This window comes from Xanthomonas arboricola pv. juglandis (assembly GCF_905367715.1).
Lineage (GTDB): Bacteria > Pseudomonadota > Gammaproteobacteria > Xanthomonadales > Xanthomonadaceae > Xanthomonas > Xanthomonas arboricola.
The window spans coordinates 3,542,235-3,568,890 of the sequence record NZ_HG999362.1 but is presented as its reverse complement, the minus strand read 5'-3'; the positions used below and the strand labels follow the sequence as shown (position 1 = coordinate 3,568,890).

The window sequence follows — 26,656 nt, the reverse complement described above, 5'->3', positions numbered from 1 at the left end:
GATTTTCCGACGTTCTGCTGACAGGTGGCGACGCACCCAGGGCAAAGATGGTGCTGAGACAGGATCCAATTCGTCCTGTGTCGCGATGCCGGCAATGCGCGTGTCTTCAAGCAGCGCCAGCGCCGGTGCAGCGGAGGGGCACGCGATTCGATCGGCTCTGATGCGGTGCGACTGGGCCGCCTTGCCACGTGCACCTGGCAAGCCGGCATGGCCGGCTGCTGTTGTTGGCGCCGTGCATCGCGCGTGAGGCATCACGCGCGTGGCGGCACTGTGGGTCTTGCGCTCAACCTTCCAGTGCAGCGAGCACCTCTGCATGCAGCTGCTCGGCGCCGCTTTCGGTATTGAAGCGTGCAAAGATTTCCTCGCCGGAGAGCAGGCCGACCCGGACCGAGTGGCAATACGAGCCGAAGTTTTCGCCTGCGTTGAAGGGATCGCTGATGACGGAGATATGGTTGAGGCGGACCCGGGTGGTGCCGAACTTGATGAACATCTGCAATCTCCTGTGTGAGCGCCCAGTTTCCCATGTTGTCGGGCGGTGCAGAAGCCGGCCTCACGCATCCATCGACCCAGCACGTACACTGCCGTGCCCTGAAACCGAGCTCGCCCGATGTCCGATCCGATCCGTCTCGACAAATGCGTGGCCGCGCTGTTCGGCTGCTCGCGTGGCGAGGCGCAGCAATACATCGAAGGCGGCTGGGTCAGTGTGGACGGGGCCGTGGTCGAAGAGCCGCAAGCCTTGGCCACTGCAGCGCAGGTGACGCTGGCGGAAGACGCAGTGCTCGCAGCTGCCGAGCCTGCCACGCTGCTGCTGCACAAACCGGCAGGCATGAGTGCCGAGGCGGCGCTGGCACTGGCCACGCCGGCAACGCGCAGCGCACTGGACCAGCTCGAGATGCGTGTGCTGAAGCGGCACTTCCTGCGCTTGAACGCGCCGCTGCCGCTGGAGGAAGAGGCGAGCGGCTTGCTGGTGCTGAGCCAGGACGGCCGCGTGCTGCGCAGGCTCAGTGCCGATGCGACCTCGATCGAACAGGAATTTCTGGTGGAGGTGGGTGGTGAGCTGCGCCCGTATGGCATGGCGCGGCTTGCGCATGGCCTGGTGTATCAGCAGCGCAGCCTGTCGCCGTGCAAGGTGAGCTGGCAGAACGAAGAGCGCTTGCGGTTTGCGATCAAGCACGTGCAACCCGGCCAGCTGCGTTACATGTGCGGTGAGGTGGGGCTGGAGGTGGTCAGCATCCGGCGCCTGCGCGTGGGCCGTGTGTCGCTGGGCAAGCTGGCCATCGGTGAATGGCGCTATCTGCCGACGGGCGAGCGGTTCTGATTGGCGTCGGTTTCCTGCGCGCCTGGTCGCAACGCGGTCGTCTGCCGATGCTGGTGACGCGGTATGTGCATCAAATGCCGTGCGGCCTCAACGCAGCGATATCGCTGCGGGGGGCCTTGCGGTCCAGACAGCTTCCGCACTGGTGCGCTGTTACGCGGGAAGTAGTGCTTGTTAGCCATGCCATGCCAGGCAGAGGCCGGCCTGGACCGGCGCTTGGCATCAGCAACTCAGTGCGCATCAAGCGCAGGCTATGTGGCATCCCGATGTCTGGCGCACCTCCTGTGTTGCTTACTTCTTGTTGCGCTTCTTCTTGGCGCGCGTCACCAGCCAGAACACCACAGCGATCACGCCAATAACCAAAATGACGAAGGCCGGTGACAGAAACGAATTGTCGCCCATGAGAATTTCCTGAAAGTCTTCGCAGCCAAGTGCTGCACTGACATCAGCCTAGCGAGCGGCCTGCTTGATGGCGTGAAATACGCTGCATTCGTCCCTCTCAGCAGCGGTGCATCGGCATTCGCGCAAGAGCACGCTACAGCTGCGAGCGCGCTTGCTGGGCATCTGCCTGCCGGCGCTGCCGTGGTAATACCGGCGCACTGCCGCTGTGCTGGCGGCAACGGCAAGCCGATAAGTCTCAAGCCACAAGCGCATAAGCAGCAGCGTTTGGAGATCGCTATGTCCTTGATCAATTCAATGCGCAGACAAGGCCAGCGCGTGACTCAGCCACAACCAGCATCAGCACGGATCGAGCTGCAGGTTGGAGAGTTTCGTAGCGTTGGAGTTTGGACACACGAGCCGGAGTGTCATCAAGCGGTTCGGCTGCAAACTCAGTTGAGCCGTCTGCGCTTGCGCACGAATGCCTTCTTCTTCCGAGAAAGCGCGTGTAGCCAAGCTAGCGGACGACCAATCAACCACGACGTGGTGCGTCTCACCCGTGCCGGCAATGTTCCGGCAGGGGCGTGCTCAGCGCCTCGCGAGTTGAGCGGCCCAACAGGCCTCGCGTCCGGTGGCTGCAGTCTAAATGAGGTGCGCATCACGTAAATCGGGGCCGCGCCGACAGTCTGTCGGGACGTTTCCGACAATTGTCGTCCCATCGGGATGCGTCCATCCGTACCCGAGCCTGGTCACATCACCGAAGGTCGAGTTGCAGCGGAAGCCTGCATATCGATCTGCGCGGCGCCGCTGCCCTTATGCGACCGGGGTAGGGAGCACCCGGTGCTTGGCCATCACGCTGCGGATCGCGCTCAGCAGCTGCTCGGGGGTATAGGGCTTTTCGAGGAAGGCCACACCGTCCGGCAGGATTTCTTCCACATACTCGACCGCCAGGCCGGAGGTCAGCAGCACCGGCAGGTTGTAGGGCGCGTGCGCCGTCTTGAGCGCCAGGTCCACGCCGGTCAGGCCGCCCGGAAAATGGATGTCGGAAAACAGCACATCCACGCGCGGGTCGCTTTCGATCAGGGTCAGCGCTTCTTCGACCGAGCCTGCGCTACGGCAGGTAAAACCATAGCTTTCCAGCACAAGGCAGCTGAGTTGTCGGGTGCCATCGCCGTCTTCGACGACGAATACAACTGGCCGTTCCTTGTTCTGTGACATGAGCACGTCTCGTAAGGCAGGCCACATTCTCAGCGATGCGGCAGTGAACCCTCTGTCAACGCAGACGGAGCCGTACGGTTACCAACCGAACGGGCCAGGGCCGTAGCCGCCGGGGCCGTAGCGAGGCCCGAACAGCGCGCCTTCGCCGCGTCCGACGCTGATGCTGACGCCGATCTGGTGCGCCTTGCCGTCGTCGTCGTAATAGGTCTTGCAGGAATTCAGGTTGACGGCCTGCCAGTTGCTGTTGCCGCCGCGGTTGGAATAGCCCATGCCGGTTTCGACCGCGCCATGCAGCTTGCCCTGGCATTGTTCGGCGCGTTCGGCAGCGAGCGAGGCCGCGCTGGGGCGGCTCAACGCAGGCTTGGGGCCGCTCTTGTCGCCGTAGAAGGTGCCCGGCGGGTCGGTGCTGTATTCGGGATCGGAGCGGTACTGCACCGGGGCTTGCGGAATGCTCAGGTCCAGCGACCGCGCCGACCCCGGCTCGGCACTGCTCTCGCCGGCCTGGGCGAGTGCACTGCCGGCGGCAAACAGAGTGGCCAGAAGAAGCAGGCTGCGTTTCATGGGTGGACTCTACTCAAGAGGGACTGACAGCGCGTGCCAGATCGCCTTGTGAAACTAGCAACGGCTGATTGAATGCCCGCTGTCGATTCTGCGGATTTTTGTGCCAGCGCCGCCACTGCGATGACACATGCTGTTGCATCAGCCCTGCTCGCGCACGATCTCGATCAGTTGCGCTCCATAGCGGGCCAGTTTGCCGCCACCGATACCGCCAACACGCGACAGTGCATCGATGCTGGTCGGCCGCTGTTCGGCGATATTGCGCAGCGTGCTGTCGTGGAAGATCACGAAGGCCGGCACGTTCTGCTCCTTGGCCAGCTCCGCGCGCAGGCCGCGCAAGGCATTGAACAGCACCAGATCCTGCGGCTGCACCGGCAGGCCGGTCCGCTGCGCGCTGCGCTCGCGTCCGGCAGCCGGGTTCTCGCGCCGCATCATCACCTGGCGCTCGCCCTTGAGCACCTGGCGGCTGGCATCGGTCAGGCGCAGCCCGCCGTGGCCCTCGCTGTCGACCTCCAGCAGGCTGGCCGCCACCAGCTGGCGGAACACCCCGCGCCAGGTGCGCTCGTCCAGGTCGCGGCCGATGCCGTAGGTGCTCAGTTGGTCGTGGCCGAGCTGCTTGATGCGCTCGTTCTCGCTGCCGCGCAGGATGTCGATCAGGTGGCCCACACCGAAGCGCTGCCCGCTGCGGTATACGCAACTGAGCGCCTTCTGCGAGGCCACCGTGGCGTCCCAGGCGGCGGCGGGCGTCAGGCAGTTATCGCAGTTGCCGCAGGGCTTGGGATAGGTCTCGCCGAAGCCGGCCAGCAGCACCTGGCGGCGGCATTGCATCGATTCGCAGTAGCCGAGCAGGTGATCGAGCTTGGCGCGCTCCAGCCGCTTGCGCTCCTCGGCCGCTTCGCCCTGTTCGATCATCTGCTTGAGCAGCACCACATCGCCCAGGCCATAGCAGAGCCAGGCCTCGGCGGGGTCGCCATCGCGGCCGGCGCGGCCGGTTTCCTGGTAGTAGCCTTCCAGCGATTTGGGCAGGTCCACATGCGCCACGAAGCGCACGTCCGGCTTGTCGATACCCATGCCGAAGGCGATCGTGGCGGCCATGATGATGCCGTCCTCGCGCAGGAAGCGGCGCTGGTTTTCCGCGCGCACCTCGGCCGGCAGGCCGGCGTGGTAGGGCAGGGCGTTGAAGCCCTGCGAGCACAGATATTGCGCGGTCTCCTCGACCTTGCGCCGCGACATTGCATAGACGATGCCGGCCGAGCCGCGGTGGCGGCCCAGGAACTCCTGCAGCTGCTTGCGCGCGTTGTCCTTCTGCACCACGGTGTAACGGATGTTGGGGCGGTCGAAGGAGCTGACGAAGTGGCGCGCGTCGACCAGGTCCAGGCGTTCGGCGATCTCGCGCTGGGTCGGCGGATCGGCGGTGGCGGTCAGCGCCATGCGCGGGATATGCGGCCAGCGTTCGTGCAGCACCGTGAGCTGGCGGTATTCAGGGCGGAAGTCGTGGCCCCATTGCGAGACGCAATGCGCCTCGTCGATGGCGAACAGCGCGATGCGGCTGCGTTCCAGCAAGGACAGGAAGCGCGGGTTCAGCAGGCGCTCCGGAGCGACGTAGAGCAGGTCCAGATCGCCCGACAGCAGGGCACGTTCGACCCGCTGGGCGTTCTCCGCGTCTAGCGTGGAATTGAGGAATTCGGCGCGCACGCCGAGCTGGCGCAAGGCCTCGACCTGGTCCTGCATCAGCGCGATCAGCGGCGAGACCACGATACCGATACCGTCGCGCAACAGCGCCGGCACTTGGTAGCACAGCGACTTGCCGCCACCGGTGGGCATCAGCACCAGGGCATCGTTACCCGCAGCGACGTGTTCGACAATGGCTTGCTGTGGGCCGCGGAAGTCGTCGTAACCGAAGACGCGGCTGAGCAGTTCGTGGGCGGGGGAAGACATCCGCTTAGGATACCGCGCAGGTCAAGCTCTGGTCGGTGTCAGGCTGACGCTGTGGCGCAATGGTGCGTCGGGGATTGCCGCGATGTGGTGGGTGTGCCTACGAGTGCTGACGCGGACGTTGCTGGATATGCGGCGTGCGGCATGGAAAATGGCCGGTGGCCGAGCGTTGCCTAAGGCGACTGGAGCTTCGCTCCGTGAGCTCACCCCAACCCCCGCTCCGCGCCCCGGCCCGCGCTTGCGGTGCGGGCGCTCCAAGGCACGTGAGCCCAGGGCGCGCCAGCTGCGCCTCCTCGTCCCGAGGGGAGAGGGGCTCTGTGTCTAACTTATGGAGCAGGGCCCAAGGTTTCGGCGCAGCGAAACCTTGGGCAAACCCGCAGGGGTGAAGCCCAGGGGGTTACTGCAGCAGCGAACGCAGCATCCAGGCGTACTTCTCGTGGGTCTGCAGGCGCTGGGTCAGCAGGTCCACGGTCGGGTCATCACCGGCGTCGTCGGCGGTGCCCAGCACCTTGCGTGCGGTGCGGCAGACCGCTTCGTTGCCGCTGACCAGCTGGCGCACCATTTCACGCCAGTCGGCGCTGTCGCTCAGCCCCTGTTCTTCCGGGATCGAGGTCAGGGCGACGAACTCGCTGTAGGAGCCCGGCGCGTTGTAGCCCAGGGCGCGGATGCGCTCGGCCACTTCGTCCAGCGCGGCCCACTGCTCGGTGTACTGGGTCTCGAACATGGTGTGCAGCGAGTTGAACATCGACCCGGTGACATTCCAGTGGAAGTTGTGGGTCTTCAGATACAAGGTGAAGGCGTCAGCCATGTAGCGGGCCAGACCGTCGGAGATCTGCTTGCGATCGCTGTCCTTGATCCCGATATCGATGTGTGGTGCCGATGCTGCGGCGACCGGCAGTGCGTCCAATGCTTCATTGATGACGACGGGCTTGTTGGCGTTCTTTTTCTTGGACATGTGGATGGTCCTCCTGAGGAAACTGATATCGGGTCACAATAGACAGGCTAAAGGATCTCTTGTCATTCAATCTTTCACATTTTTCCATCAATGAGCGCTATCGACACCGACCTTGCCAACACCTTGCGTGAGCGCCGCCGCGCCGTCGATGGCGCGATGAGCCGCGACCGTGGCCGGCTGCTCGGTCTATGGTCGCGCTGGCAAGGCAAGCCCGGCAACCCGCAGGTGCGCGAGGCGTTCGAGCAAGCGCTGGCGGCATCGCAGGCGCAACGCCAGGCACGCGCCGAGCAGCAGCCGGCCATCACACTCGATCAGCAACTGCCGATCGCGCGCGAGGCCGAGCGCATCATCGCGCTGATCCGTGACCATCAAGTGGTTGTCATCGCCGGCGAAACCGGCTCGGGCAAGACCACCCAGCTGCCCAAGCTGTGTCTGGCGGCCGGGCGCGGTGCGGCCGGCATGATCGGCTGCACCCAGCCGCGCCGGATCGCCGCGCGCGCGGTGGCGGCACGCGTGGCCGAGGAGCTGAAGACGCCGTTGGGCACCACGGTGGGCTTCCAGGTGCGCTTCACCGACCGGGTCGGCGAGCAGTCGCGGATCAAGTTCATGACCGACGGCATCCTGCTGGCCGAGATCGCCAGCGACCGCTGGTTGTCGGCCTACGACACCATCATCGTGGACGAAGCGCACGAACGCAGCCTCAACATCGATTTTTTGCTGGGCTATCTCAAGCAGTTGCTGCAAAAGCGCTCCGATCTCAAGTTGATTGTCACCTCGGCCACCATCGATACCGAGCGCTTTGCGCAGCATTTCGACAATGCGCCGGTGATCGATGTGGAAGGCCGCACCTTCCCGGTCGAAGTGCGCTACCGGCCGCTCGAAGGCGAGGCCGGCGACACTGACGACGGCGAGCGTGGCAATGGCCGCGATGGCGAACGCACCGTCAACGATGCGATCGTGGCGGCGATCGACGAGATCACCCGCATCGATCCGCGTGGCGACGTGCTGATGTTCCTGCCCGGCGAGCGCGAGATCCGCGATGCGCACCAGTCGCTGGAACGGCGCAAGTACCGCGAAACCGAAGTGGTGCCGCTGTACGCGCGGCTGTCGGCGGCCGACCAGGACCGCGTGTTCAACCCGGGGCCGCGTCGGCGCCTGGTGCTGGCCACCAATGTGGCCGAAACCTCGCTGACGGTGCCGCGCATCCGTTACGTGGTGGACCCGGGTTTTGCGCGGATCAAACGCTACAGCCCGCGCCAGAAGCTGGACCGGCTGCATATCGAGCCGATCTCGCAGGCCAGCGCCAACCAGCGCATGGGCCGCTGCGGGCGCATTGCCGAGGGCATCTGTTACCGCCTGTATGCCGAAGCGGACTTTGCCGCGCGGCCGGCATTCACCGATCCGGAAATCCGTCGCTCGTCGCTGTCGGGCGTGATCCTGCGCATGCTGCAACTGGGGCTGGGGCGGATCGAGGATTTCCCGTTCCTGGAAGCGCCGGACGAGCGTGCGGTCGCCGATGGCTGGCAGCAGTTGCTGGAGCTGGGCGCGATCGACGGCAACCGCCGCCTGACCGCGACCGGCCGCCAGATGGCGCGCCTGCCGGTGGACGTCAAGCTGGCGCGCATGCTGGTGGCCGCGCAACAGCACGGCTGCCTGCGCGAGATGATCATCATCGCCGCCTTCCTGGGCATCCAGGATCCGCGCGAGCGCCCGCCCGAGGCACGCGAAGCGGCCGACAACGCGCATGCGTTGTTTGCCGATGCACGCTCGGAATTCGTCGGCATCCTGCGCTTGTGGGAGGCCTACCGACAGGTGCACGAAGATCTCACCCAGTCCAAGCTTCGCGACTGGTGTAACCGGCATTTTCTCGGCTTCCTGCGCATGCGCGAATGGCGTGAGCTGCATCGGCAGCTGCGCCTGTTGTGCGAAGAGCTGGGTTGGAGCGAAGAGCCGGCCACCGCGATGCTGGCGCCACTGCTGGCCGGTGCCAGCGCGCCTGCGCGCGAGGATGGGCACAACGCCAACCGGCCCACGCGCGGGCAGCTGCATCGCGCTGCGCGGCTGGCACGAGAAGGCAAGCCGGATCCGAACGCGCCACCTGCACAACCCACCTCTGCCGCTGCCGCCAAACAGGCCGAAGCGGCCGAAGCCACGGCACGCACCAGCGAGCGCGAACGTGCAGCGGCGTATCAGGCCCTGCACCGCGCGCTGCTGGCCGGCCTGCCCACGCAGATCGGCCATCGCACCGAAAAAGGCGACTTTCTCGCGGCGCGGCAACGCCGGTTCGTGCCGTTCCCCGGCTCGGCATTGGCACGCAAGCCGCCGCCGTGGATTCTGGCGGCTACGCTGCTGGACACGCAAAAAGTCTGGGGCATGACCAATGCCGCGATCGAGCCGGACTGGGCGATCGCCGAGCTGGGACACCTGCTGGCACGCAAGCATTTCGACCCGCATTGGTCGCGTGCGCAGGGGCAGGTGGTGGCGTCCGAACAGATCAGCCTGTTCGGCCTGGTGCTGGCGCCGAAGAAGCCGGTCCATTTTGGCAAGATCGACCCGGCCGGCGCGCATGACCTGTTCGTGCGCCAGGGCCTGGTCACGGGCGAGATCAATACGCGTGCGGCGTTCATCGCCGACAACCTCAAGGTGCTGGAACAGGCGCGCGAAGAAGAAGCCAAGCTGCGCCGCGCCGGCATCGTTGCCGACGAAGACTGGCAGGCGCGCTGGTATCTGGACCGTATCCCGGCCGAACTGCATTCGGCCAGCGGGCTGGATGCGTGGTGGAAAACCCTGCCGCCGGACAAGCGCCGCAGCCTGCACTGGAGCTTGAATGACCTGTTGCCGGGCGAAGGCAGCGAGGCCGATCGTTTTCCGAAGTATTTCCCGCTGGGCGATGCGCGGTTGCCGCTGCATTACCGCTTCGAGCCGGGCGCCATCGATGACGGGGTGACGCTGGAGGTGCCGCTGCACCTGCTCAACGCGCTGGATCCGGCGCGGCTGTCGTGGCTGGCGCCGGGCTTCGTCGCCGACAAGGCATCTGCCTTGATTCGCAGCCTGCCCAAGGCGCAGCGGCGCAACTATGTGCCGGCCCCGGATTTCGGGCGCGCGTTCTACGAGGCCTACAGCATCGCCTCGGCCGACGACATCCGCGGCGAGCTGGCGCGCTTTCTGACCAAGACCACCGGCACCCAGGTGGCGGCGCTGGATTTTGACGAAGAGTCGCTGGACACGCATCTGCTGATGAACCTGCGCCTGCGCGATGACGACGGCAAGGTGCTGGCCGAGTCGCGCGATCTGGACGGATTGCGCGCCCACTTTGGCGAGCGTGCTGGCCAGGCCTTCGCCGCGCGTGCAGGGCGTGCGCTGGCTGCGGAGGGCTTGCGCGATTTTCCGTCCACGCCGATTCCCGAACAGGTTGCCGGCGAAGCCGGCGTGCCGGCCTATCCGGCGCTGGTGGATCAGGGCGACGACGCGGCGTTGCGCATCTTTGCCGACCGCAACGAGGCGGCGCAGGCGCATCCGCGCGGCGTGCGCCGGCTGCTGGAAATCGCGCTGGCCGACAAGATCAAGCAGGCGCGCAAGCAGTTGCCGGTGTCGCCCAAGACCGGCCTGCTGTACGCGGCGATCGAGTCGCAGGAGCGCCTGCGCGGCGATCTGGTTGATGCCGCGCTCAACGCGGTGCTGGCCGATGGTCTGGGCGCGATCCGAGACCCCGGTGCCTTTGCGCAGCGCCGCGACGAGGCGATCAAGCGCCTGTTCGGCGAGGCGATGGAACGGCTGAAGCTGGCCGAAAGCATTCTCGCTGCGGTGGCCGAGCTCAAGCCCCTGCTGGAAGCGCCGTTGATGGGCTGGGCGCGCGGCAACCTGGACGATATGGAGCAGCAGCTGCGTGCGCTGGTGCACGCCGGTTTCCTGCGCGAAACACCGGCCGAGGCGCTGGCCAATTACCCGCGCTATCTCAAGGCGATGATCCTGCGAACCGAGCGCGCCAAACGCGATCCGGCCCGCGACCAGGCGCGCATGCTCGAACTCAAGCCGTTCGTGGATGCATTGGACCAGGCGGCTGCGCGCGGTCTGCAGCAACGTGATGAATGGCAGTCGCTACGCTGGGATCTGGAGGAGTTGCGCGTGTCGGTGTTTGCGCAGGAGCTGGGTGCCAAATCGGGCGTGTCGGCGAAGAAGCTGTCGCAGCGGGTGGCCGCGTTGCGCAACTGACTGGTGACAGAGGCGCTGGTGACGATGGCTTGCCGCCATCGCCAGCGCTGGGTCGGAGCAGGTCCTGCCACCGACTGGTCACTCAGGCCGAGCACTGCGCTTTGAGCGGTGAACGCAACCCAGCGCGCAGTGGTCAGCGGGCCGTGGACGATGCCCGGAACCGGCGTGTACGCCCGGTACATGCCGGTTCCGGATATTGGCCGCACCGCCTGGCGGTGCGCGCCATTCGGTTGCCAGCCGCTGTCAGAACTTCATGTGCAGGCTCGCCATGTAGCGGCGCCCGCTCCTGTAGCGACCGGCCAGATGGTCGGTGTCGCCGAGATACTGCAGGTATTGCTCATCCAGCAGGTTCTGCGCGTCGATCTGCAGCGACCAGTTCGGGCTGAATGCATAGCCGATGCTCGCGCCGAGTTCGGCGTAGTCATCCACGCTTGCCGGCGCGGCGCCGGCCACGTAACCGCCTGCCAGATAGCTGTCGCGCCAGTTGTAGGTCAGCCGTGCGTTGAGCGGGCCTTTTTCGTAGTACGGGCTGACTGCCACGCTGTTGCGCGACTGGTAGGGCAGGGCATCGCCGGTGTTGTTTTCGCCATTGGCGTAGGTGTAGTTGGCGGTCAAACCAAAGCCGCTGTCGCCGAACGGCTGCTGGAACGCGATGTTGAAGCCCTTGACCTTGCCATCGCCGGCATTGCGTGGCCGCTGGATGCTGTAATCGCAATAGCCATCGGCGCTGCAGCCGTTGCTGCCGAGCAACTGCGCCCAGCTCTGCGGCGCGGTATCGCGCAGCGCGTTGTACTGGCGCTCCACGCTGGCGCTGGTGTCGATGTAGTTGTCGATCTTCTTGTAGAACAGCGACCACGCCACCACCGACTGCTGCGCGAAGTAATACTCGGCCGACAGGTTGAAGTTCCAGGATTCGTACGGCGACAGCTCGGCATTGCCGCCGCTGCCGGTCAGCGTGGTGTCGTTGAGGAAGGTGTTGTTGACCATCTGGTTGTAAGGTGCCCAGGCGATCACCTTGGCCGCGGCAAAGCGGAACACCCAATCGTCGGCGGCCTCGTAGGAGAGTGTGAGCGAGGGCAGCAGGAAATCCTCCTTGCGCGTGCGGGTCTGCCACAGGCTGTCGGCGTTCTGCAGTGTGGGCGTGCCGCTGTAGACGAAGCCGCTGCCCTCGGTTTTCGAATCGACATAACGCAGCCCGAGATTGCCGCGCAGGCCGCCGCCGGAGAAGTTCAATTGCGCATAGGCGGCGTTATTGGTCTGCTGCAGCGCCCAGGTGTTGTTGAGGTAGCTGGCCGGATCCGGCGCGCCGTAGTCGACCGGGCTGTTGCGGATCCAGTTCAGCACGTTGTTGCGGCCTGCCTGCACATGCCGGCCGTGGTCTGGATAGAAATCCTGCAGATCGGTCAGCCCGATCGTGCCCACGTCGGCCAGCGTGCCCGGCGTCACGCCGCCATAGACGTTGAGCTCGAAGCGCTCCTCATGCTTGCCATGGCGCACGCCCAGCAGCAGTTGGTTGAACACGCTGTCGAACTGCAGATTCAGATCGAGTTGGCCGTAGGTGTCCTTGCTTTCGGTGGAAAAGATGCCGTTATTGCCGAACCAGCCGCCGGCCGAGCCCCAGTTGGCCGGATCGCGCGCACGCGCCGGATCGTCGAAACGGATGCCGCGCCGCGTGTCCCAGCTGAAGCCGCCGTTGTAGAACGGCTCGATGAAATACTGCGACAGGTCCTTGTTCTCGGATCTGCTTTGGCCCACCTGCCCATTCAATCCCCAGCCATCGCCGCGGAATGCGCCGCGCAGGTCCAGTCCCTTGGTGGTGACTTCCGATTCGCGCACGTTGTTGTCGTAGATCACGGTGCCGCCGAGCGGGTCGGCATTGGCGCCGGAATGCCCGCTGGTCACCACGCCATTGCGCAGGCCGCCGAGTTGGTCCACCGCCGCCACCGTGCCGGCATTCCAGGTCAGAAAGCTGTACATCGACTGGTTGTAGTTGTCGAAGTTCTCGTTGATGTACAGGCCGCTGAGGTTGAATTCCAGCGCCTGGCTGGGCTTGAGCTGCAGGTTGACCACGGCGCTGTCGCGCTCGCGATCCTGCTGGAACCAGGCCGCGTTGATCGAGTTGGGCACGTCCGCATCGGCGGGCACGCCGCCCGCGGCATTGGCGAAAGTGCTGGCCGGCGCGTAGCCGAACACTTCCATGCCGCGGCGATCGACACGTTCTTCGTAATGCTGCGCCGACACCGCAATGCCGAAGGTGTCGGCCGCGTTCTTCCAGCTATACAGCAGCGCCGCGTTCGGCTTGCCTTCGCTGGCCTGCGCGCTGTAGCTGTAGCCGATGGAGGCGGCCACCTCGTTGACGTCCAGGTCCAGCGGTTGCCGGGTGTGCATCAACACGGTGCCGCCCAGGCTGCCTTCGGTCAGGCGCGCTTCGGAGGATTTGAGGATTTCCGCGCGGCCCAGGATCTGCGGCGCCAGCAAGGTGTAGTCGAATCCGCGGCTGGGTTGCTCGCCGTAGAGCCAGATCGCCTGCGCCACCGGGTGGCCGTCCAGGAAGGACAGATTGAGGCTGGGGTCGGTGCCGTCGATGCTGACGCGCTCGCCCTGGCCAAAGCGCCGGTCCAGGGTGACGCCGGGAATCTGCGACAGCGCCTCGGCCACGTTGGTGCTTGGAAACTTGCCGATGTCTTCGGCGGTGATGGCTTCGGAAATGCCGGCGTTGTTGCGTTTGGTGTCGAGCGATTTTTCCAGGCTGGCACGGATGCCGACTACCTGCACGGCATCCAGATCGGTGGCCTGGTCGACCGCGTCCTGGGCTTGCGCAGCGAATGCCAGCGACAACGCGATCGCGCTGGACAGCAGGGTGGTGCTGTATTTCATGATGTCTCTCCTCATCACGCACAGGGATGGACGGCGGGCTGCTGCTCGCCGGATGCGGGGTCTTGCAGACGCGCGCCCGGGACCGAGCGCGTGGTGGATCGCTTACGACAGGTCAGCGTGGTGCTGTAGATACCAGTTGGCCGCGCCGAGCACGCCCAGTTGCCCGTGCTCGACCAGCTTGACCGGAATGCGTTCGAGTACCGCGCGCATGCGTCCCTTGGCCAGAAAACGCTCGCGAAAACGGCTGTTCTGCAGGAACGGCCCGATCGTCGGCAAAAAGCCGCCGGCCAGATAGATGCCGCCGGCGGCGCCGTAGGCCAGCGCCATGTCGCCGACCGCGCTGCCCAGGATGGCGCAGAAGACCTGCAGACAATCGCGTGCCAATGCATCGTCTTCGTGCAGCGCGGCATGCGTGATCGCGGCCGGCAGCCGATGGCGGGGCGTGGCGCCCTGCAGTTCGCACAGGGCGTTGTACAGATGCAGCAGGCCTGGTCCGGACAGCACATGTTCGAGCGGCAGATAGCGCTCGCCACGCAGCAGGATCCGCAGCACTTGCAGTTCCATCTCGTCGTTGCTGGCCAGGGCAACCTGGCCGGCCTCGGTGGCGAGCACGATCGCGCGTGGCCTGGCATCGATCCAGACCGCCGCACCCAGCCCGGTGCCGGGGCCGACCACCAGGATCGGGCCGCTGGCGCGCGCATGCCGCGGCGTCGGCCCGCTCAGTTGCAGCGCGGCGCGTTGTTCCATCAGCGGTGCGGCGTAGGCCACCGCTTCGAAATCGTTGACCAGGTGCACGCCGGGCACGGCGAGCGCGGCGCGAATGCGGCCAGGCGAAATCGTCCATGGCAGGTTGTTGCTGATGAAGCTGCCATCGTCCAGCGCAACCCCGGCACTGGCGATCACCACCGCCTCGACGTCGCGCCGTTGCTGCAGGAAGTCGGCAAGGATGGCGTCCAGACTGGCGTGTTCGGCGCAGCGGTAGGTGCGGTAATGCGACAGCTCGGTCGCAGCAGTACCAGCCCGCGCGATGTGGCCGACCCGCACATGCGTGCCACCCACGTCGGCCGCGATGAAGCCGGTGGCAATCGGTGCGGTGGGCAAGCCAGAAGCGAGAGCAGAACGCGAAGTCGCAGCCACGTGCAGTCCTTTGGATTCGTTCGAGCGGCCAATGCGATCGGCGAGTAGCGGCCTGTGTAGAAGTTGGTGACAACGATGTCAATGGTTCAGTCGGGTTGGATCGATCTTGCTGGCAGACTCAAGTGCAAAATCGCCCGTTTCAGGGCTGTCTGCATGGGCGTGATTGCGCAGTGCGGGAGAGCGCGCGCACCGCTGCGCCGTTGCAACGGTCGCGTCTGTTGTCGCGATCTGGACGCTGATTGGCGCCGATATCGCTCCGTGGCATCGACATTCGCTTCGGCGGTCGCTACCGCCAGCCTGGCTGCGTCAGCGCTCGCGCAGTCGCCAGCTCAGCGCGCAGCCGCCGCAGAGGCCACGCCCGGCAAGGTGCTGCAGGCCGCGCCGTCGCTGGGTGGCGCCTGCGTCGGGTAGTGCTGCTTGCCGAGTACGTAGGTCTGGCTGGTGGCGACGAAGCCGTCCGCATAGGTGGCCTCGACGAAGTACGCGCTCCAGCCGGCATCGGGAATCTGCACTGGTACCGACACCGTGTTGCCGCGTGCAGGTGTGATCGGCGTGGCGCTGTAACGAATGCCGCAGGCATGGCGGAAATCGCGCGCCGCCGGGTTGTTTGCTTGCCACAGACGTAACTGCGCAGGGCGCTCGGACGACTGGAAGCGGATCTGCGGGTGTTCGCCTGCTTGCAGGGAATCGCGCACCTTTGGCAATGCACGCTGCTGCTGCAGCCGGGTCACTAAGGGCACCAGGCTGTCGACGATGGAGGCGCGGATGCCGTTATGCGCGCTGTTGGGCACCATGCGCAGCGCCTTGCTGCCGGGCAGCGCGTCGTAGAAGAACTGCGTGTTGTCCGGCAGGAAGAAATCGTCGCCGCTGGCATTGACGATGTACTTGGGCACGGCCAGGCGTTTGCGCTGCGGCGTGTGCAGATAACTCAGCGGGTCCTGCAGTTGCACCAGCTGCGCAAATGCCGGCGTGTGCAGCTGCGCGGTGATTCCCTGCCTGGCGTAGGCGCCGAATGCGATCGGCCAGTTGCCGCCATAGGCCCGGGACATGTGCTCGAGCACGGCCGGCAGATTGAGAATGTCGATCACGAACGGCACCACGGCCTCCACGCGCGCATCGGCGATGGTGGCGTGCCAGCTGGCCCAACCACGCTTGGAGGCACCGGCGAGGATGAAGCGATGAATCTGCAACGGCGCCAATTCGCGTTCGGCCAGGCTCATGGTGCGCGCGATTGCGGCGGCCATCGGCACATGCAGCGGCATGGTCTTGCGTCGTTGCGGCGCTGCCAGGAACAGCGACCAGCTGTAGGCGACGCTGTCGTCCTCGCGGCGCGGCGTGCCATCGTTGCGATAGGTCAGTGCCTGGCTGGGCAGATCGCCGAGCGCGATCACCACGGTGCGGCTGCGCCGCGCCAATACGGCCAGGGCCTCGGGTGGCAATTCGCTGGGCGGTTGTGGCGCGCCGCCATCGGCCGGTTGGCGGGTGCCATTGGTGGAGATCAGCAGCGCACGCGTCGGCAACGCATCCGCCGGCACGTAGATCGCCACATCGTGCTGCCAGCTGGCCGGCTGCACCAAATCCTCCGGCGACCACTGCTGCGAGGTCAGCAGGTAATCGCGCCTTTCGACACCGTCCACCGTGCGGGTGGCCACGCGCCGGTAGACCAGCGGTTGGCGCTCGATGGCATCGTGATAGCACACCAGCGCCTGGTCGATGCCGACCTCGGGCGCATCGGCACATTGCTGCGCTGACAGGGTGGGCGTGGCCGCATCGGCAGGCGCAATGCCTGCGAACCAGGCCAGCGACGCCAGCAATGCCAGGCTGCAACATGGCATCCAACGCATGCGTGTTCTCCGATTGGCCTGCTCAGTCTGCGGTAGCGGGCCGGCAATGCCCGGACGCGCTTACTTGACCCGGCGCACCTTGGCCGGCGTGTTGTAGCCCTCGATCTGCAGATACCACACGCCGACCAGGCCCGGCTTGATCTTGACCTTGGGGGCCTCCTTGCGCACGCCAGACAACGTCGCAGCGTCGGTCTGCTCCCAGTCCTGGCCATTGGCCAGCGTGTACACGCGACCCTTCGAGAAACCCTTGAACTCACCGACGATGTTGCTCTCGATCGGCTCGTTGCTGCCGAAATCGAAGAAGCCGCGATTCTTGACGATCACTTCCTGGCGGCCGGCTTCCTTGGCCTGTTCGACCACGACCGCAGCTTCCTTGGCGACCTTGCCCTGCAGCCAATCGTTGAGCGCGGCCAGTTCGCCGGCGTCGAGCTTGTCCAGCCCAGCGGCCTTGAACTGTTCGGCGCTCATCTGCGACTGCAGGTCGCCCTGCACCGCGCGCTGCGCGAGGGCCGGAGCGGCGTTCAGGGCGAGGGTCAGGCAGACCAGCAAGGGAATGCGGCGCGCGAGCGACATGGATGCCATCCGATCAGAAGAGGCGGCTAGTGTAGACGCTAGCCCGCGCCTGCCGCAGCCGGCTATGGTGCGTCGGCAGTTCGTGCGTCTGCGCTGGCCGAGGCCACGCGTTCGGGACGGCCGGGGCGGCGGTAGACGAACTCCGGCGGCAGTGCGGCCGCCTCGCGTTCGGCGGTGGCGCGCACCTCGGTATGCCGCGGCGAGCGTTCGCAGACCGGGTCCAGCGTGGCGGCATCGCCACTGAGCGCCAGCGCCTGGCAGCGGCAGCCGCCCCAGTCGATCTCGCGCTTGGGGCAGCCCTGGCAGACCTCCGGCATCCATGCGGTGCCGCGGAAGCGCACGAAGGCCTCGCCGTTGTTCCAGATATCGGCCAGCGACCGCTCGCGCAGGTTGTCAAAACGCATGCCGTCGATGGTTTCGGCCGCATGGCAGGGCAGCACATCGCCGCGCGGGGAGATATTGACGAAGCGCTGGCCCCAGCCGCCCATGCACGGCTTGGGCTGGCGGGCGTAGTAATCGGGGGTGACGAAGTCGATCGCCAGGCGGTCGCCGAGCTCGCGACGGGCGGTTTCCACCGCGTCAATCGTGGCCATCAGCTGCTCGCGGCTGGGCATCAGCGCGGCGCGATTGCGCAGGCCCCAGCCGTAGTACTGGGTGTGCGCCACTTCGATGCGTTCGGCCTGCCATTCCAGCGCCAGCGCGATCATGCCGGGCACGCGCTCGGCGTTATGGCGATGCAGTACCGCATTGAGCGTCAGCGGCAGGCCGCGCGCGCGCACGGCGGCGGCGAACTCGCGCTTCTTCGCCAGGCTGTTGCGATAGCCGGCGATACGGTCGGCACCGGCCGGGTCGACGTCCTGCACGCTCAGCTGCACATGCTCCAGTCCGGCGGCCTGCAACTGGTCCAGCATCGGCTCGCCGCCGGCCACGCCGGAGGTGATCAGGTTGCTGTACAGCCCGAGCGCGCGCGCATGCGCCACCAGCTCGGGCAGGTCCTTGCGCAGCATCGGCTCGCCGCCGGAAAAGTGTGCCTGCAACACGCCCATGTCGGCGGCCTGCTGCAGCAGCGAGCGCCAGCCGGCGGTGTCCATTTCCTCGCGCAGCGCCGCCAACGCGATCGGGTTGGAGCAATACGGGCAGGCCAGCGGGCAGCGATGGGTCAGCTCCAGCAGCACCGACAGTGGCGGCGGGGCGACGGTCATAGCCGCAGCAGACGCTTCTGATGCAGCGTGGCGGTGAGTTCGATCACATCGACCTCGATATCTGCCGCGTCAGCATCGAATTCGCCTGCCAGTTCCTGCGCGATCTGCGCCAGCGAGCGCGTGCCGTCGTAGCGCTGCGCCACCACCAGTGCGATCTCGTCCAGCTCGACCACGCGTTCCGGCGCCAGCAGCACCCACTGGTCACGCGCGCGGTCGTGCTGCAGGCGCACGCCTGCGCGCAGGGCCGGCTGGCTGTCGCGGGTGATGCTGCTCACGCCGCGGCCCGGCTGGCGTCGCGGTCGGGCACGAACGCATCCGGCCACACGATGCCCGGGGCGACGTAGGCCACGTGCAATGCATCCAGCTGCGCCCACAGCACCGAGCACTTGAAGTGCAGCGCGGCCTTGACCAGGGCTTGTTTTTCGACGGTATCGGCATGCTGCTTGACGTAGTCCAGCGCAAAATCCGAATCGCGTGGCGCTTCGGTCAGGCGATGCTCGAAATAGGCCAGCGCTTCGGGCGAGACGAAGTCGTAATGCTTGAGCATGCCGGCCACGCGCCGGCCGATGATGTTGGGGGCGAACAGCTCGGTCAGCGAGGAGGCGATCGCCTCGAGCAGGCTTTTTTCGCGCACGAACTGCAGGTAGGCCTGCACCGCGAAACGGGTGCCCGGCAGCAGCGCACGGCCGGATTCCACCAGCGTGCGCTCCAGGCCGAGCGCGTCGGTCAGGTGCAGCCAACGCGCGATGCCGCCATCGCTGGGGCTGTTGCCGTCGTGATCGAGAATGCGTTGCCGCCAGATCCGCCGCAACGCCGGGTCTTCCATGCGCGCCAGGATCGCGGCGTCCTTCAATGGAATGCAGCGCTGGTATTCGAAGCGATTCAGCGCCCAGGCCTGGACCTGGCCGCGATCGAGCTTGCCCTCGTGCAGGAGCGCGTGGAAGGGATGCTGGTCATGGTACAGGCGGGCGCCGATGGCACGCAGGTCCGCCTCCAGCTGGTCCGGGGTGAGCAGGGTGGTCACAGGGTGATCTCCAGGCCGTCGTGCGCGACTTCCCAGCCGCTGGCACGCGCGCTGGCGTACTCCGGCGAACGGGTATCGAGCACGGGATTGGTGGTGTTGAGGTGGATGAAGATCTTGCGCGCCACACCCAGCGGGGCGAACGCAGCAATCGTGCCGTCCGGGCCGTCGATGCTCATGTGGCCCATGCGTTGGCCGGTCTTCTGGCTGATGCCCAGTTGCACCATTTCGTCGTCACGCCACAGTGTGCCGTCGAAGAACACCAGTTCGGCGCCTTGCAGGCGCGCGCGCAAGGCATGGGTCATCGCCGCGCAGCCGGGGATGTAATGCACGCGGCGCTGGCCATCGTCGATGGTCAGCCCAAGGGTTTCTTCGTTGGAGCCGGCCAGGTCGCCGCCACTGCGCGATTCCATGAACAGCGGCACCTTGCCGGGCACCGAGAATGGCGTGAGTTGCAGGCCCAGCAGCGATACCGGCGTGTCCAGCGCAAACGGCTGGCGCTCCACGTAGGCGGGATTGACCGCGTCGAAGATGGGGTTTTGCGACAGCAGATCCAGCACGCGGCTGCTGGCATGCAGCGAGAACGCCTGGCTTTCGCGCATCGACAGCAATCCGGCGATATGGTCGATCTCGCCGCTGGTCAGCAGCACCGCTTCGATCGGCGAATGCCGCAAATCGCGCTGCGGCCAGAGTGCGGGCGTTGCAAGAATTTGTTGGCGGAAATCGGGTGAGGCGTTGATCAGGACCCAGCGCTGGCCATCGGCACTGACGGCGATGCTGGCCTGGGTACGACGTTGGGCACCGTCGGCTTGTTGCCATGCCCGCCTGCTGGCGGGTGTGTGGCAATTCCACTGCGGGTGCCCACCGCCGGCCGCCGATCCCAGAACGATGATGCGCATGGAGAACTGTTACCTATCTGCCGGCGATTGCCGGTCATGCATCGGGAGGAGGGGCGGCAGGTGAGCTCAGAATTCGCCGGAGACGTAGCAGTTGATCTCGGCGCCACAGTTGACTTCACGAACGACAGGCTTCTTCCAGGTCTTCATCGGCTACCTCGCAGTTGGTTGGAATGACGTCGCCGCGGCAGGACGCAGCGACAACGCCACTGGAGGATAGGCAGGCGGTTTGGGCGAGTTGTAAAAAGCACGTAAAAAGCCGATTGAGCGTGCCGATTGGCCTGCAGCGTTGCCGCACTTGCGGCGCACAGCGGTTGCGAATCAAGACGTTGGCGGGTGAACCGACCATAAGCGCAAGCATGCGGGATTGCGCCGACGATGCAGCGATTGCGCGTTGTGGAGAAGGTGACGCGCACGTTACCGTAGCTGTCAGCCCCCCGTTGTTGCCCATCGCCGTGTCCACCGCTGTGACCAGTTCCTCACTCGAGCGCCTGCATGCCTTGCTGCAGCGTCCCGCCATCGCGTCGATCGCGCCAGATCTGCGTGATGCCCTGGCGCAGGCCTGGCAGCAGTTGCCGGCGCCGAGCGAGGACGTGGCCTGGACGCTGATGGCCGACACCCTGGACGCGCTGGCGCTGCTGGCCGCCGACGAGGCCACCTTGATTGCGGCATTGCTGTTCGACCTGCCGGCGTTGCGCGGCGCGATCGCCGGCCTGCCATGGCAGCCGGCCGAGCGCCGGGTGGCGGTCGAAGGCCTGCTGGACGGGCTGGATGCGGCCGACCAGGTCTGGGCCCTGCACGCCGGTCGCGAGGCCGGGCGCAACAGCGAAGGTCTGCGGCGGCTGTTGCTGTCCATCATCCACGACCTGCGGGTGGTGCCGATCCTGCTGGCGCGGCAGTTGGCGCGCATGCGCGTGGCCGACCGCCTGAGCGAAGAACAGCGCCGTGCACTGGCCCAGCTCACCCGCGACATCCATGCGCCGCTGGCCAACCGGCTGGGCATCTGGCAGGTGAAGTGGGAGCTGGAGGACCTGGCGTTCCGGCATCTGGAGCCGGACACCTACCGCCGCATCGCCCGCGAGGTGGACGAAACCCGCGTGGCGCGCGAGCGTTATCTGGACGCGGTCAAGCGCACTCTGTCGACGACGCTGGCCCAGCAGGGCCTGCGCGCAGAGGTGAGCGGGCGGCCGAAGCACATCTACAGCATCTGGCGAAAGATGCAGAAGAAGCGCCTGTCCTTCGACCAGCTGTACGACATCCGCGCGGTGCGGGTGATGGTTGATGACGTGGCCGCCTGCTATGCGGCGCTGGGGGCTGTGCACTCGCTGTGGGCACCGGTGCCGAGCGAGTTCGACGATTACATCGCCCGGCCCAAGGCCAACGACTATCGCTCGCTGCATACCGCGGTGGTCGGCCCGGAAGGGCGCACGATCGAAATCCAGATCCGCACCCACGAGATGCATGCGCAGGCCGAGCTTGGCGTAGCCGCGCACTGGAAATACAAGGAAGGCGGCAAGGGTGGCGAAAAAGCCTTCGACCGCAAGATCCTGTGGATGCGCCAGTTGCTGGAGCAGGTGCAGGAAGGCGACCACGGCGAACTGGCCGGCGCGCTGGACGCCGAGCTGATCGAAGACCGCGTGTATGCACTGACCCCCAAGGGCGAGGTCATCGACCTGCCGCAAGGCGCCACACCGCTGGATTTCGCCTATCACGTGCACACCATGGTCGGGCATCGCTGCCGCGGCGCGCGCGTCAACGACCGCATCGTGCCGCTGACCTACCGGCTGCGCAGCGGCGACCGGGTGGAGATCATGACCGCCAAGGAGGCCGACCCACGCCGCGACTGGTTGCTTGCGTCCAATGGTTTTCTGGCCAGCGGGCGCTCGCGCGACAAGGTGCGCGCGTGGTTCCACAAGCTCGACCGTGCGCGCAACGTACAGGCCGGCAAGGACCTGCTCGATCGCGAGCTCAAGCGGCTGGGCCTGCAGCACGCCGACCTGAGCGTGGCCACGCGCAAGTTCCACGCCGAGAATGTTGACGACCTGTACATCCAGGTGGCGCTGGGCGATACCGGGCCCAACCAGGTCAGCCGTGCCCTGCTGGAAGCCGAACGGGCCGCTTCGCAGCCGGCGGTGCCGGCGCCGCCACGGCCCACCGCGCGCCGCGAGGGCTTGGGTAAATCCAAGTTCACCGTGCAGGGCGTGGGCAATCTGCTGGTGCAGCTGGCGCGCTGCTGCCAGCCGGTGGCGGGCGAGCCGATCGCCGGCTATCTGACCCGTGGCCGCGGCATCACCGTGCACCGCACCGATTGCGCGGCACTGTCGCGTCTGGCCGCGGCGCATCCGCAGCGCGTGTTGCCGGTGGAGTGGGGCCAGGCCGGCAGCGGCTACGAGGTGGATGTGCAGGTGCGCGCGGTCGACCGCCGCTGGCTGCTCAAGGACATCACCAACCTGATCGCGCAGGAGGACGCGCACGTGCTGGAAATCAACAGCGACAACGTGCGTGACACCGGCAGGGCACAACTGCGCCTGCGCCTGAAGGTCAGCGACTACGACCAGCTGTCCAGCCTGCTTGGCAAGCTGGACGCCTTGCCTGGGGTGAGCGAGGTGCGGCGACTCGGTTGAGTGCGCCGCAGCCGGCCGGCGCCAATCGCCTTGAAACAGGCAGCACCCAAAGCAAACAAGGTGTGCCTACCTGACGAATCCCGAATCCCGATTCCCCCAAGCCCACATCGTCTTCGCAGCAGACAGCTACCATGACGGGGTGAACGCGTCCCCGTCAGGTCGCGCCAAGGACGGACGCCACCGCATGCTCCCGCTTCCGCGCTGGGCAAGATCGCCTCGCCTCTGGGCACCATTGCGCAGCCGCGCGCTATGGCGCGTGGTGCTGGCGCTGTGCGCCTGTCTCTTGCTGGCCACGGTTGTGCTGCGCAAGCCGCTGGCCGATTGGCTGTGGCCGGACACGCGTATCCAGCAACTGCTGCAACGGGGCGATGCGGCGCTGTCGCGCGGCCACCTCAGTGCGGCCGATGGCAACGGCGCGCGCGAACTGTTCGCTGCTGCGCTTGCGCTGGACAGCGATCGTGGCGAAGCCCGTGCCGGCCTGGCGCGCACCGGCGCCGCCGCCGTGGTGCAGGCGTGCGCGGCGATTGCGGCCGGGGATGCCGCTGCTGCGCAGCGCGCGCTGACGCTGGCGGGCGCGCTGGAGGTGCCGCAGGCGCAGATCGCACCGGTGGCACTGCGCCTGCGCCAGTTGCAGGCGCGTCGGGCCGGGTTGGACGCCTTGTTCGCACAGGCAGTGTCCGCGCAACAGCAAGGGCGCCTGGATGGCAGCCCGGACAGCGCGCTGCCGTTGTATCAGCGCATACTGACCCTGGCACCAGACCGCACCGATGCGCTGGAAGGGCGCGAGGACGCCCTGACCGATCTGCTGGCGCAGGCGCGCCAGGCCCTGGCGCGCGATGCGCTGGCCGATGCGGCGATGCTGCTGGCCGCGGCCAAGCGCTATGACGCCGGGCATGCCGATGTGCCGCTGACCGAAGGCCACTATCACCGTGCGCTGGAACAACGCCGTCAGCGCGCGCAGGGCCTGTTGCGGCGTGGCCGGCTGGCACCGGCCGCACGCGATTTCACGGCAGTGCTGGCAGCCGAGCCGGCGGATGCGGCCGCCCAGCGTGGGCTGGAGCAGGTGGCAGGCGAATATGCCGCGCAAGCCGGCCGGCAGGCGGCAGACTTCCAGTTCGACGCCGCGCTGCAGTCGCTGCAGGAAGCCAAGACCTTGCTGCCCGGCGCCGCCGCGATTGCGCAGGCCGAGCAGGCGATTGCGCGTGCACGCGATGCCCAGCGCAGCCCCGAGACCGAGCTGTCGCGCGGTACCCGCGAGCGCCGCCTGCGCGCGCTGCTGCAACGGGTGGCAGCTGCCGAAGCGCAGCAGCAGTGGATGACGCCGCCCGGCGCCAGTGCCTACGACGCGGTGCGTGCCGCGCAGGCGCTGGCGCCGCGCGATCCACGCGTGCTGCAGGCCGCCGCACGTGTGGTGCCGGCCAGTCAGCGCTGCTTCGAGGACGAGCTGCGCAACAACCGCCTGCGTGCCGCGCGCGGCTGTCTGGATGCCTGGCAGGCGCTGACACCCAATGGCGATGCACTGGCCGGCGCGCGTCGGCGGCTGGCGCAACGCTGGGTTGCTGTGGGCAGCGAACGCCTTGGACAGGAAGACGCCGCCTTTGCACGACGCGCGCAGGACGAGGCGCACCAGCTGGATCCGGGGCTGCCGGAATTGGCCGAGTTCACGCGCCGGGTCAAGGCCGTGACCGAGCAGCGTTGACGCAGCGCCTGTCTTCGACGGCGCCACTCACAGCGCCATCCCCGAGCGCCCGGCGCACACTCACTCCGCGATAAACAGCGCGCGCACCGTGCCACGCGCTGCATCCAGCGAAAAATGCCGGGCTACGTTCTGCAGCCCGTTGTCGGCCAGGCGTTGCCACAGCGCCGCATCGCGATACAGGCGCACGATCGCCGCGGCGAAGGCATCGGCGTCATCGGCCACGCAGACATCCTCACCATCGCGCAGATGCATGCCTTCCACCGCACAGGTGGTGCCGACCACCGGCTGCCCGTGCGCCATGCTCAGGTTGATCTTGCCTTTGACGCCGGCGCCGAAGCGCAGCGGCGCCACCGCGATGCGTGCGTTCTCCATGAACGGCAGCAGATCCGGCACATGCCCGTGCAGTTGCACGCCGGGGCATTCGTCGGCCAGCAGTGTCAGCGCCTCCGGCATGTCCGCGCCGATGCAGTGGAAGACCACCTGCGGCAATTGCGCGCGCACCTGCGGAAAGATCGCGCTGATGAACCACTGCACCGCATCCACATTGGGTGGATGCCGGAAGCCGCCGACGAACACCAGGTCGTGGCGTTGCTCGAAGTGGCGGCCGCTGCCGGCCACCTCATGCAGGTTGGAGAGCAGGGCGGTGCGGATCTGCGGTGCGTCCGCCTGCAGCTGCGCCTGCTCGGCTGCCGAGACCAGCAGCGTGACATCGGTGGCGGCCATGATCTCCAGCTCGCGCAGGCGGGTGCGTTCGGCCGCGCGCAACAGGTTGGCATCGCCGGCCAGCTCGGCGCCGCGGCGCTCGCGCAGGTAGTGCAGATCGACGGTGTCGAACAGGGTGCGCGCCTGCGGGGCGTATTGTCTGAGCAGCGGCAGGCAGGCATGCGCAACGTGGTGACGCACCAGCAGCACCACCGCAAACCGCGGGCCGTGCGTGCGCAGCCAGCTGCCGATGCCGTCCAGGAACGGCGCGTACCAGACTTCCACGCCCAGTTGCTGCAGTGCCTGCGTGTGCCGTCCGGCATGTTCGCGGCGGGTCGGCACGAACACCACGTGCGCGCCCTCTTCGCATAGCAGGCGGATCAGATTGAACTGCCGCAACGAGCCCGAGTCGCGATCGGGTTGCGGCACGCATTCGTCCAGGATCAGCACCTGGCGTTGGCCACGATGCAGCAGCGCAGGGCCGGGGACCGTGCCGACCGGCAGCTGCGTTGCCAGCGCCTGCTGCCACTTGTCGGCGAACACGCCTTGGTTGCGCACCTGGTACGCCTTCACCCCGGTGCGGGTGTCGGTGCCATTGCTGGTGCCCTCGTCATGCACCACCACGCTGGCCGGCTGCACCAGCACCCGGTAGCCGGCGGCACGCACCGCAAACGCCAGGTCGGTGTCTTCGTAATAGGCAGGCATGTAGCGGCGATCCAGCCCACCCAGCGTCTGCAACAGCGCGCGTGGCAGCGCGATGGCCGCGCCGGAGCAGTAGTCCATCGCACGCACATAGGCGTGGCGCGGGTCGTCGGCCGATTCGAAGCGGCCGTAGCTCCAGGCGCTGCCATCGGCGAACACCACGCCGCCGGATTCCTGCAGGCGTCCGTCCGGGTACACCAGTTGCGCGCCGACCAGCCCGGCGCCGGGGTGCTGGGCAAATGTGTCGATCAGCCGATCCAGCCAGCCGGGTTGCGGGATGGTGTCGTTGTTGAGCAGCACCACGTAGTCGCCGCGCGCCAGGGCGATGCCGTCATTGCAGGCGGCGATGAAACCGCCATTGCTGGCGCGCCGGTGGTAGTGCAGCCCTTGCACCAGCGGCAGCTGCGCCTGCGTGGCGTCGCTGCTGCCGTCGTCCACGACGATGATCTCCATCTCCAGCAGCGGCGGATGTGCCGCCAGTGCGCGCAGGCACGCCAGCGTGTGCGCGATGTGGTTGTAGACCGGAATCACCAGCGTCACGCGCGGGGTGTCGCTGTGCGGAACCGCAAACGCGGCAAACGGCGCGGCCTCCGGCAACCACAGCGGCGTGCCGAGCGCCGCCGGCGGTGCCTGCGTATGCACGCGAATGCGCTGCCAGGTGGCGCGCCAGCCGCGTGTGCGCATGCTCGCCACGCTGCGGTGAATCAGCCCAAGCACGCGATTGAACAGATAGCGTGCATCGGCCAGTGACATCGACATTCCGTTGGAACTCCAGACGTGGCGTGGCGAAGAAAACCCGGCGAGCAGT

Annotated in this window: 19 protein-coding genes; 4 read left to right on the top strand and 15 right to left on the bottom strand. The window is 66.8% G+C overall.

What is annotated here, in order from left to right:
• Positions 1-283 precede the first annotated feature (283 nt).
• Entirely contained in the window at positions 284-490 is a 207-nt protein-coding gene (locus tag KHN93_RS15510) for a hypothetical protein (protein ID WP_016904346.1), read from the bottom strand.
• A 117-nt stretch (positions 491-607) separates the two neighbouring features.
• On the opposite strand from KHN93_RS15510, the gene KHN93_RS15505 reads away from it, so the two are divergent.
• The gene (locus tag KHN93_RS15505; RefSeq protein ID WP_104559862.1) at positions 608-1,318 is read left to right on the top strand and encodes an rRNA pseudouridine synthase; all 711 of its coding nucleotides are present in this window, start codon (positions 608-610) and stop codon (positions 1,316-1,318) included.
• A 1,188-nt stretch (positions 1,319-2,506) separates the two neighbouring features.
• Here the strand turns inward: KHN93_RS15505 and KHN93_RS15500 are convergent.
• The 4 genes from KHN93_RS15500 to KHN93_RS15485 all read right to left on the bottom strand — a co-directional run bounded on the left by KHN93_RS15500 (position 2,507) and on the right by KHN93_RS15485 (position 6,359).
• Positions 2,507-2,911: a response regulator gene (locus KHN93_RS15500; protein ID WP_016903708.1), complete on the bottom strand. Its 405-nt coding sequence runs from the start codon at positions 2,909-2,911 to the stop codon at positions 2,507-2,509.
• A 78-nt stretch (positions 2,912-2,989) separates the two neighbouring features.
• Positions 2,990-3,472 (bottom strand): hypothetical protein, encoded by a 483-nt coding sequence (locus KHN93_RS15495; RefSeq protein WP_211920659.1) that lies wholly within the window; start codon positions 3,470-3,472, stop codon positions 2,990-2,992.
• A 138-nt stretch (positions 3,473-3,610) separates the two neighbouring features.
• Complete coding sequence (recQ, locus tag KHN93_RS15490; protein WP_039519542.1) at positions 3,611-5,407, bottom strand: DNA helicase RecQ; 1,797 nt, start codon at positions 5,405-5,407, stop codon at positions 3,611-3,613.
• A 394-nt stretch (positions 5,408-5,801) separates the two neighbouring features.
• Positions 5,802-6,359: a Dps family protein gene (locus KHN93_RS15485; protein WP_016903711.1), complete on the bottom strand. Its 558-nt coding sequence runs from the start codon at positions 6,357-6,359 to the stop codon at positions 5,802-5,804.
• 90 nt (positions 6,360-6,449) lie between these two features.
• On the opposite strand from KHN93_RS15485, the gene hrpA reads away from it, so the two are divergent.
• Positions 6,450-10,571 (top strand): ATP-dependent RNA helicase HrpA, encoded by a 4,122-nt coding sequence (gene hrpA / locus KHN93_RS15480; RefSeq protein ID WP_211920657.1) that lies wholly within the window; start codon positions 6,450-6,452, stop codon positions 10,569-10,571.
• Between the two features lie 243 nt (positions 10,572-10,814).
• On the opposite strand, the gene KHN93_RS15475 is transcribed toward hrpA, so the two are convergent.
• From KHN93_RS15475 to pqqA, 9 genes are all read right to left on the bottom strand, one after another.
• On the bottom strand, positions 10,815-13,448 hold the full coding sequence (locus KHN93_RS15475; protein WP_039525980.1) for a TonB-dependent receptor: 2,634 nt from the start codon (positions 13,446-13,448) through the stop codon (positions 10,815-10,817).
• 102 nt (positions 13,449-13,550) lie between these two features.
• Positions 13,551-14,585, bottom strand: a complete 1,035-nt coding sequence (locus tag KHN93_RS15470) for a glucokinase family protein (RefSeq protein ID WP_211920655.1) — start codon at positions 14,583-14,585, stop codon at positions 13,551-13,553.
• Between the two features lie 329 nt (positions 14,586-14,914).
• The gene (locus KHN93_RS15465; RefSeq protein ID WP_211920653.1) at positions 14,915-16,429 is read right to left on the bottom strand and encodes a PhoPQ-activated pathogenicity-related family protein; all 1,515 of its coding nucleotides are present in this window, start codon (positions 16,427-16,429) and stop codon (positions 14,915-14,917) included.
• A gap of 60 nt (positions 16,430-16,489) precedes the next feature.
• Positions 16,490-17,002: a hypothetical protein gene (locus tag KHN93_RS15460; RefSeq protein ID WP_039515263.1), complete on the bottom strand. Its 513-nt coding sequence runs from the start codon at positions 17,000-17,002 to the stop codon at positions 16,490-16,492.
• A gap of 62 nt (positions 17,003-17,064) precedes the next feature.
• The gene (pqqE, locus tag KHN93_RS15455; protein ID WP_104559853.1) at positions 17,065-18,204 is read right to left on the bottom strand and encodes a pyrroloquinoline quinone biosynthesis protein PqqE; all 1,140 of its coding nucleotides are present in this window, start codon (positions 18,202-18,204) and stop codon (positions 17,065-17,067) included.
• Positions 18,201-18,479, bottom strand: a complete 279-nt coding sequence (gene pqqD, locus KHN93_RS15450) for a pyrroloquinoline quinone biosynthesis peptide chaperone PqqD (protein ID WP_047129146.1) — start codon at positions 18,477-18,479, stop codon at positions 18,201-18,203. The genes pqqE and pqqD overlap by 4 nt, the downstream gene beginning before the upstream one ends.
• Positions 18,476-19,228, bottom strand: coding sequence for a pyrroloquinoline-quinone synthase PqqC (gene pqqC / locus KHN93_RS15445; protein WP_039525992.1), 753 nt, complete (start codon positions 19,226-19,228; stop codon positions 18,476-18,478). The genes pqqD and pqqC overlap by 4 nt, the downstream gene beginning before the upstream one ends.
• Positions 19,225-20,124, bottom strand: a complete 900-nt coding sequence (gene pqqB / locus KHN93_RS15440) for a pyrroloquinoline quinone biosynthesis protein PqqB (protein WP_211920651.1) — start codon at positions 20,122-20,124, stop codon at positions 19,225-19,227. The genes pqqC and pqqB overlap by 4 nt, the downstream gene beginning before the upstream one ends.
• 66 nt (positions 20,125-20,190) lie before the next feature.
• Complete coding sequence (gene pqqA / locus KHN93_RS15435) at positions 20,191-20,271, bottom strand: pyrroloquinoline quinone precursor peptide PqqA (RefSeq protein WP_002812057.1); 81 nt, start codon at positions 20,269-20,271, stop codon at positions 20,191-20,193.
• A 290-nt stretch (positions 20,272-20,561) separates the two neighbouring features.
• Here pqqA and KHN93_RS15430 point away from each other — a divergent pair, with 290 nt between their 5' ends.
• Both KHN93_RS15430 and KHN93_RS15425 read left to right on the top strand, forming a co-directional pair.
• Positions 20,562-22,745 carry a RelA/SpoT family protein gene (locus KHN93_RS15430; protein ID WP_211920649.1) on the top strand — a complete coding sequence of 728 codons (2,184 nt, stop codon included), beginning with the start codon at positions 20,562-20,564 and terminating at the stop codon, positions 22,743-22,745.
• 184 nt (positions 22,746-22,929) lie between these two features.
• Positions 22,930-24,444: a hypothetical protein gene (locus tag KHN93_RS15425; RefSeq protein WP_104559850.1), complete on the top strand. Its 1,515-nt coding sequence runs from the start codon at positions 22,930-22,932 to the stop codon at positions 24,442-24,444.
• Positions 24,445-24,504: 60 nt separating this feature from the next.
• Here the strand turns inward: KHN93_RS15425 and KHN93_RS15420 are convergent, their stop codons facing one another.
• Positions 24,505-26,607 (bottom strand): glycosyltransferase, encoded by a 2,103-nt coding sequence (locus KHN93_RS15420; protein ID WP_211920647.1) that lies wholly within the window; start codon positions 26,605-26,607, stop codon positions 24,505-24,507.
• Positions 26,608-26,656 lie beyond the last annotated feature (49 nt).

What these genes read in the sequence shown, in the direction of transcription:
- KHN93_RS15465 (WP_211920653.1), bottom strand. Translation starts at nt 16,429, where the DNA reads ATGCGTTGGATGCCATGTTGCAGCCTGGCATTGCTGGCGTCGCTGGCC.
- KHN93_RS15485 (WP_016903711.1), bottom strand. Translation starts at nt 6,359, where the DNA reads ATGTCCAAGAAAAAGAACGCCAACAAGCCCGTCGTCATCAATGAAGCA.
- KHN93_RS15510 (WP_016904346.1), bottom strand. Translation starts at nt 490, where the DNA reads ATGTTCATCAAGTTCGGCACCACCCGGGTCCGCCTCAACCATATCTCC.
- recQ (WP_039519542.1), bottom strand. Translation starts at nt 5,407, where the DNA reads ATGTCTTCCCCCGCCCACGAACTGCTCAGCCGCGTCTTCGGTTACGAC.
- KHN93_RS15425 (WP_104559850.1), top strand. Translation starts at nt 22,930, where the DNA reads ATGCTCCCGCTTCCGCGCTGGGCAAGATCGCCTCGCCTCTGGGCACCA.
- KHN93_RS15495 (WP_211920659.1), bottom strand. Translation starts at nt 3,472, where the DNA reads ATGAAACGCAGCCTGCTTCTTCTGGCCACTCTGTTTGCCGCCGGCAGT.
- KHN93_RS15460 (WP_039515263.1), bottom strand. Translation starts at nt 17,002, where the DNA reads ATGTCGCTCGCGCGCCGCATTCCCTTGCTGGTCTGCCTGACCCTCGCC.
- pqqA (WP_002812057.1), bottom strand. Translation starts at nt 20,271, where the DNA reads ATGAAGACCTGGAAGAAGCCTGTCGTTCGTGAAGTCAACTGTGGCGCC.
- pqqB (WP_211920651.1), bottom strand. Translation starts at nt 20,124, where the DNA reads ATGCGCATCATCGTTCTGGGATCGGCGGCCGGCGGTGGGCACCCGCAG.
- KHN93_RS15500 (WP_016903708.1), bottom strand. Translation starts at nt 2,911, where the DNA reads ATGTCACAGAACAAGGAACGGCCAGTTGTATTCGTCGTCGAAGACGGC.
- KHN93_RS15420 (WP_211920647.1), bottom strand. Translation starts at nt 26,607, where the DNA reads ATGTCGATGTCACTGGCCGATGCACGCTATCTGTTCAATCGCGTGCTT.
- pqqE (WP_104559853.1), bottom strand. Translation starts at nt 18,204, where the DNA reads ATGACCGTCGCCCCGCCGCCACTGTCGGTGCTGCTGGAGCTGACCCAT.
- KHN93_RS15475 (WP_039525980.1), bottom strand. Translation starts at nt 13,448, where the DNA reads ATGAAATACAGCACCACCCTGCTGTCCAGCGCGATCGCGTTGTCGCTG.
- hrpA (WP_211920657.1), top strand. Translation starts at nt 6,450, where the DNA reads ATGAGCGCTATCGACACCGACCTTGCCAACACCTTGCGTGAGCGCCGC.
- KHN93_RS15505 (WP_104559862.1), top strand. Translation starts at nt 608, where the DNA reads ATGTCCGATCCGATCCGTCTCGACAAATGCGTGGCCGCGCTGTTCGGC.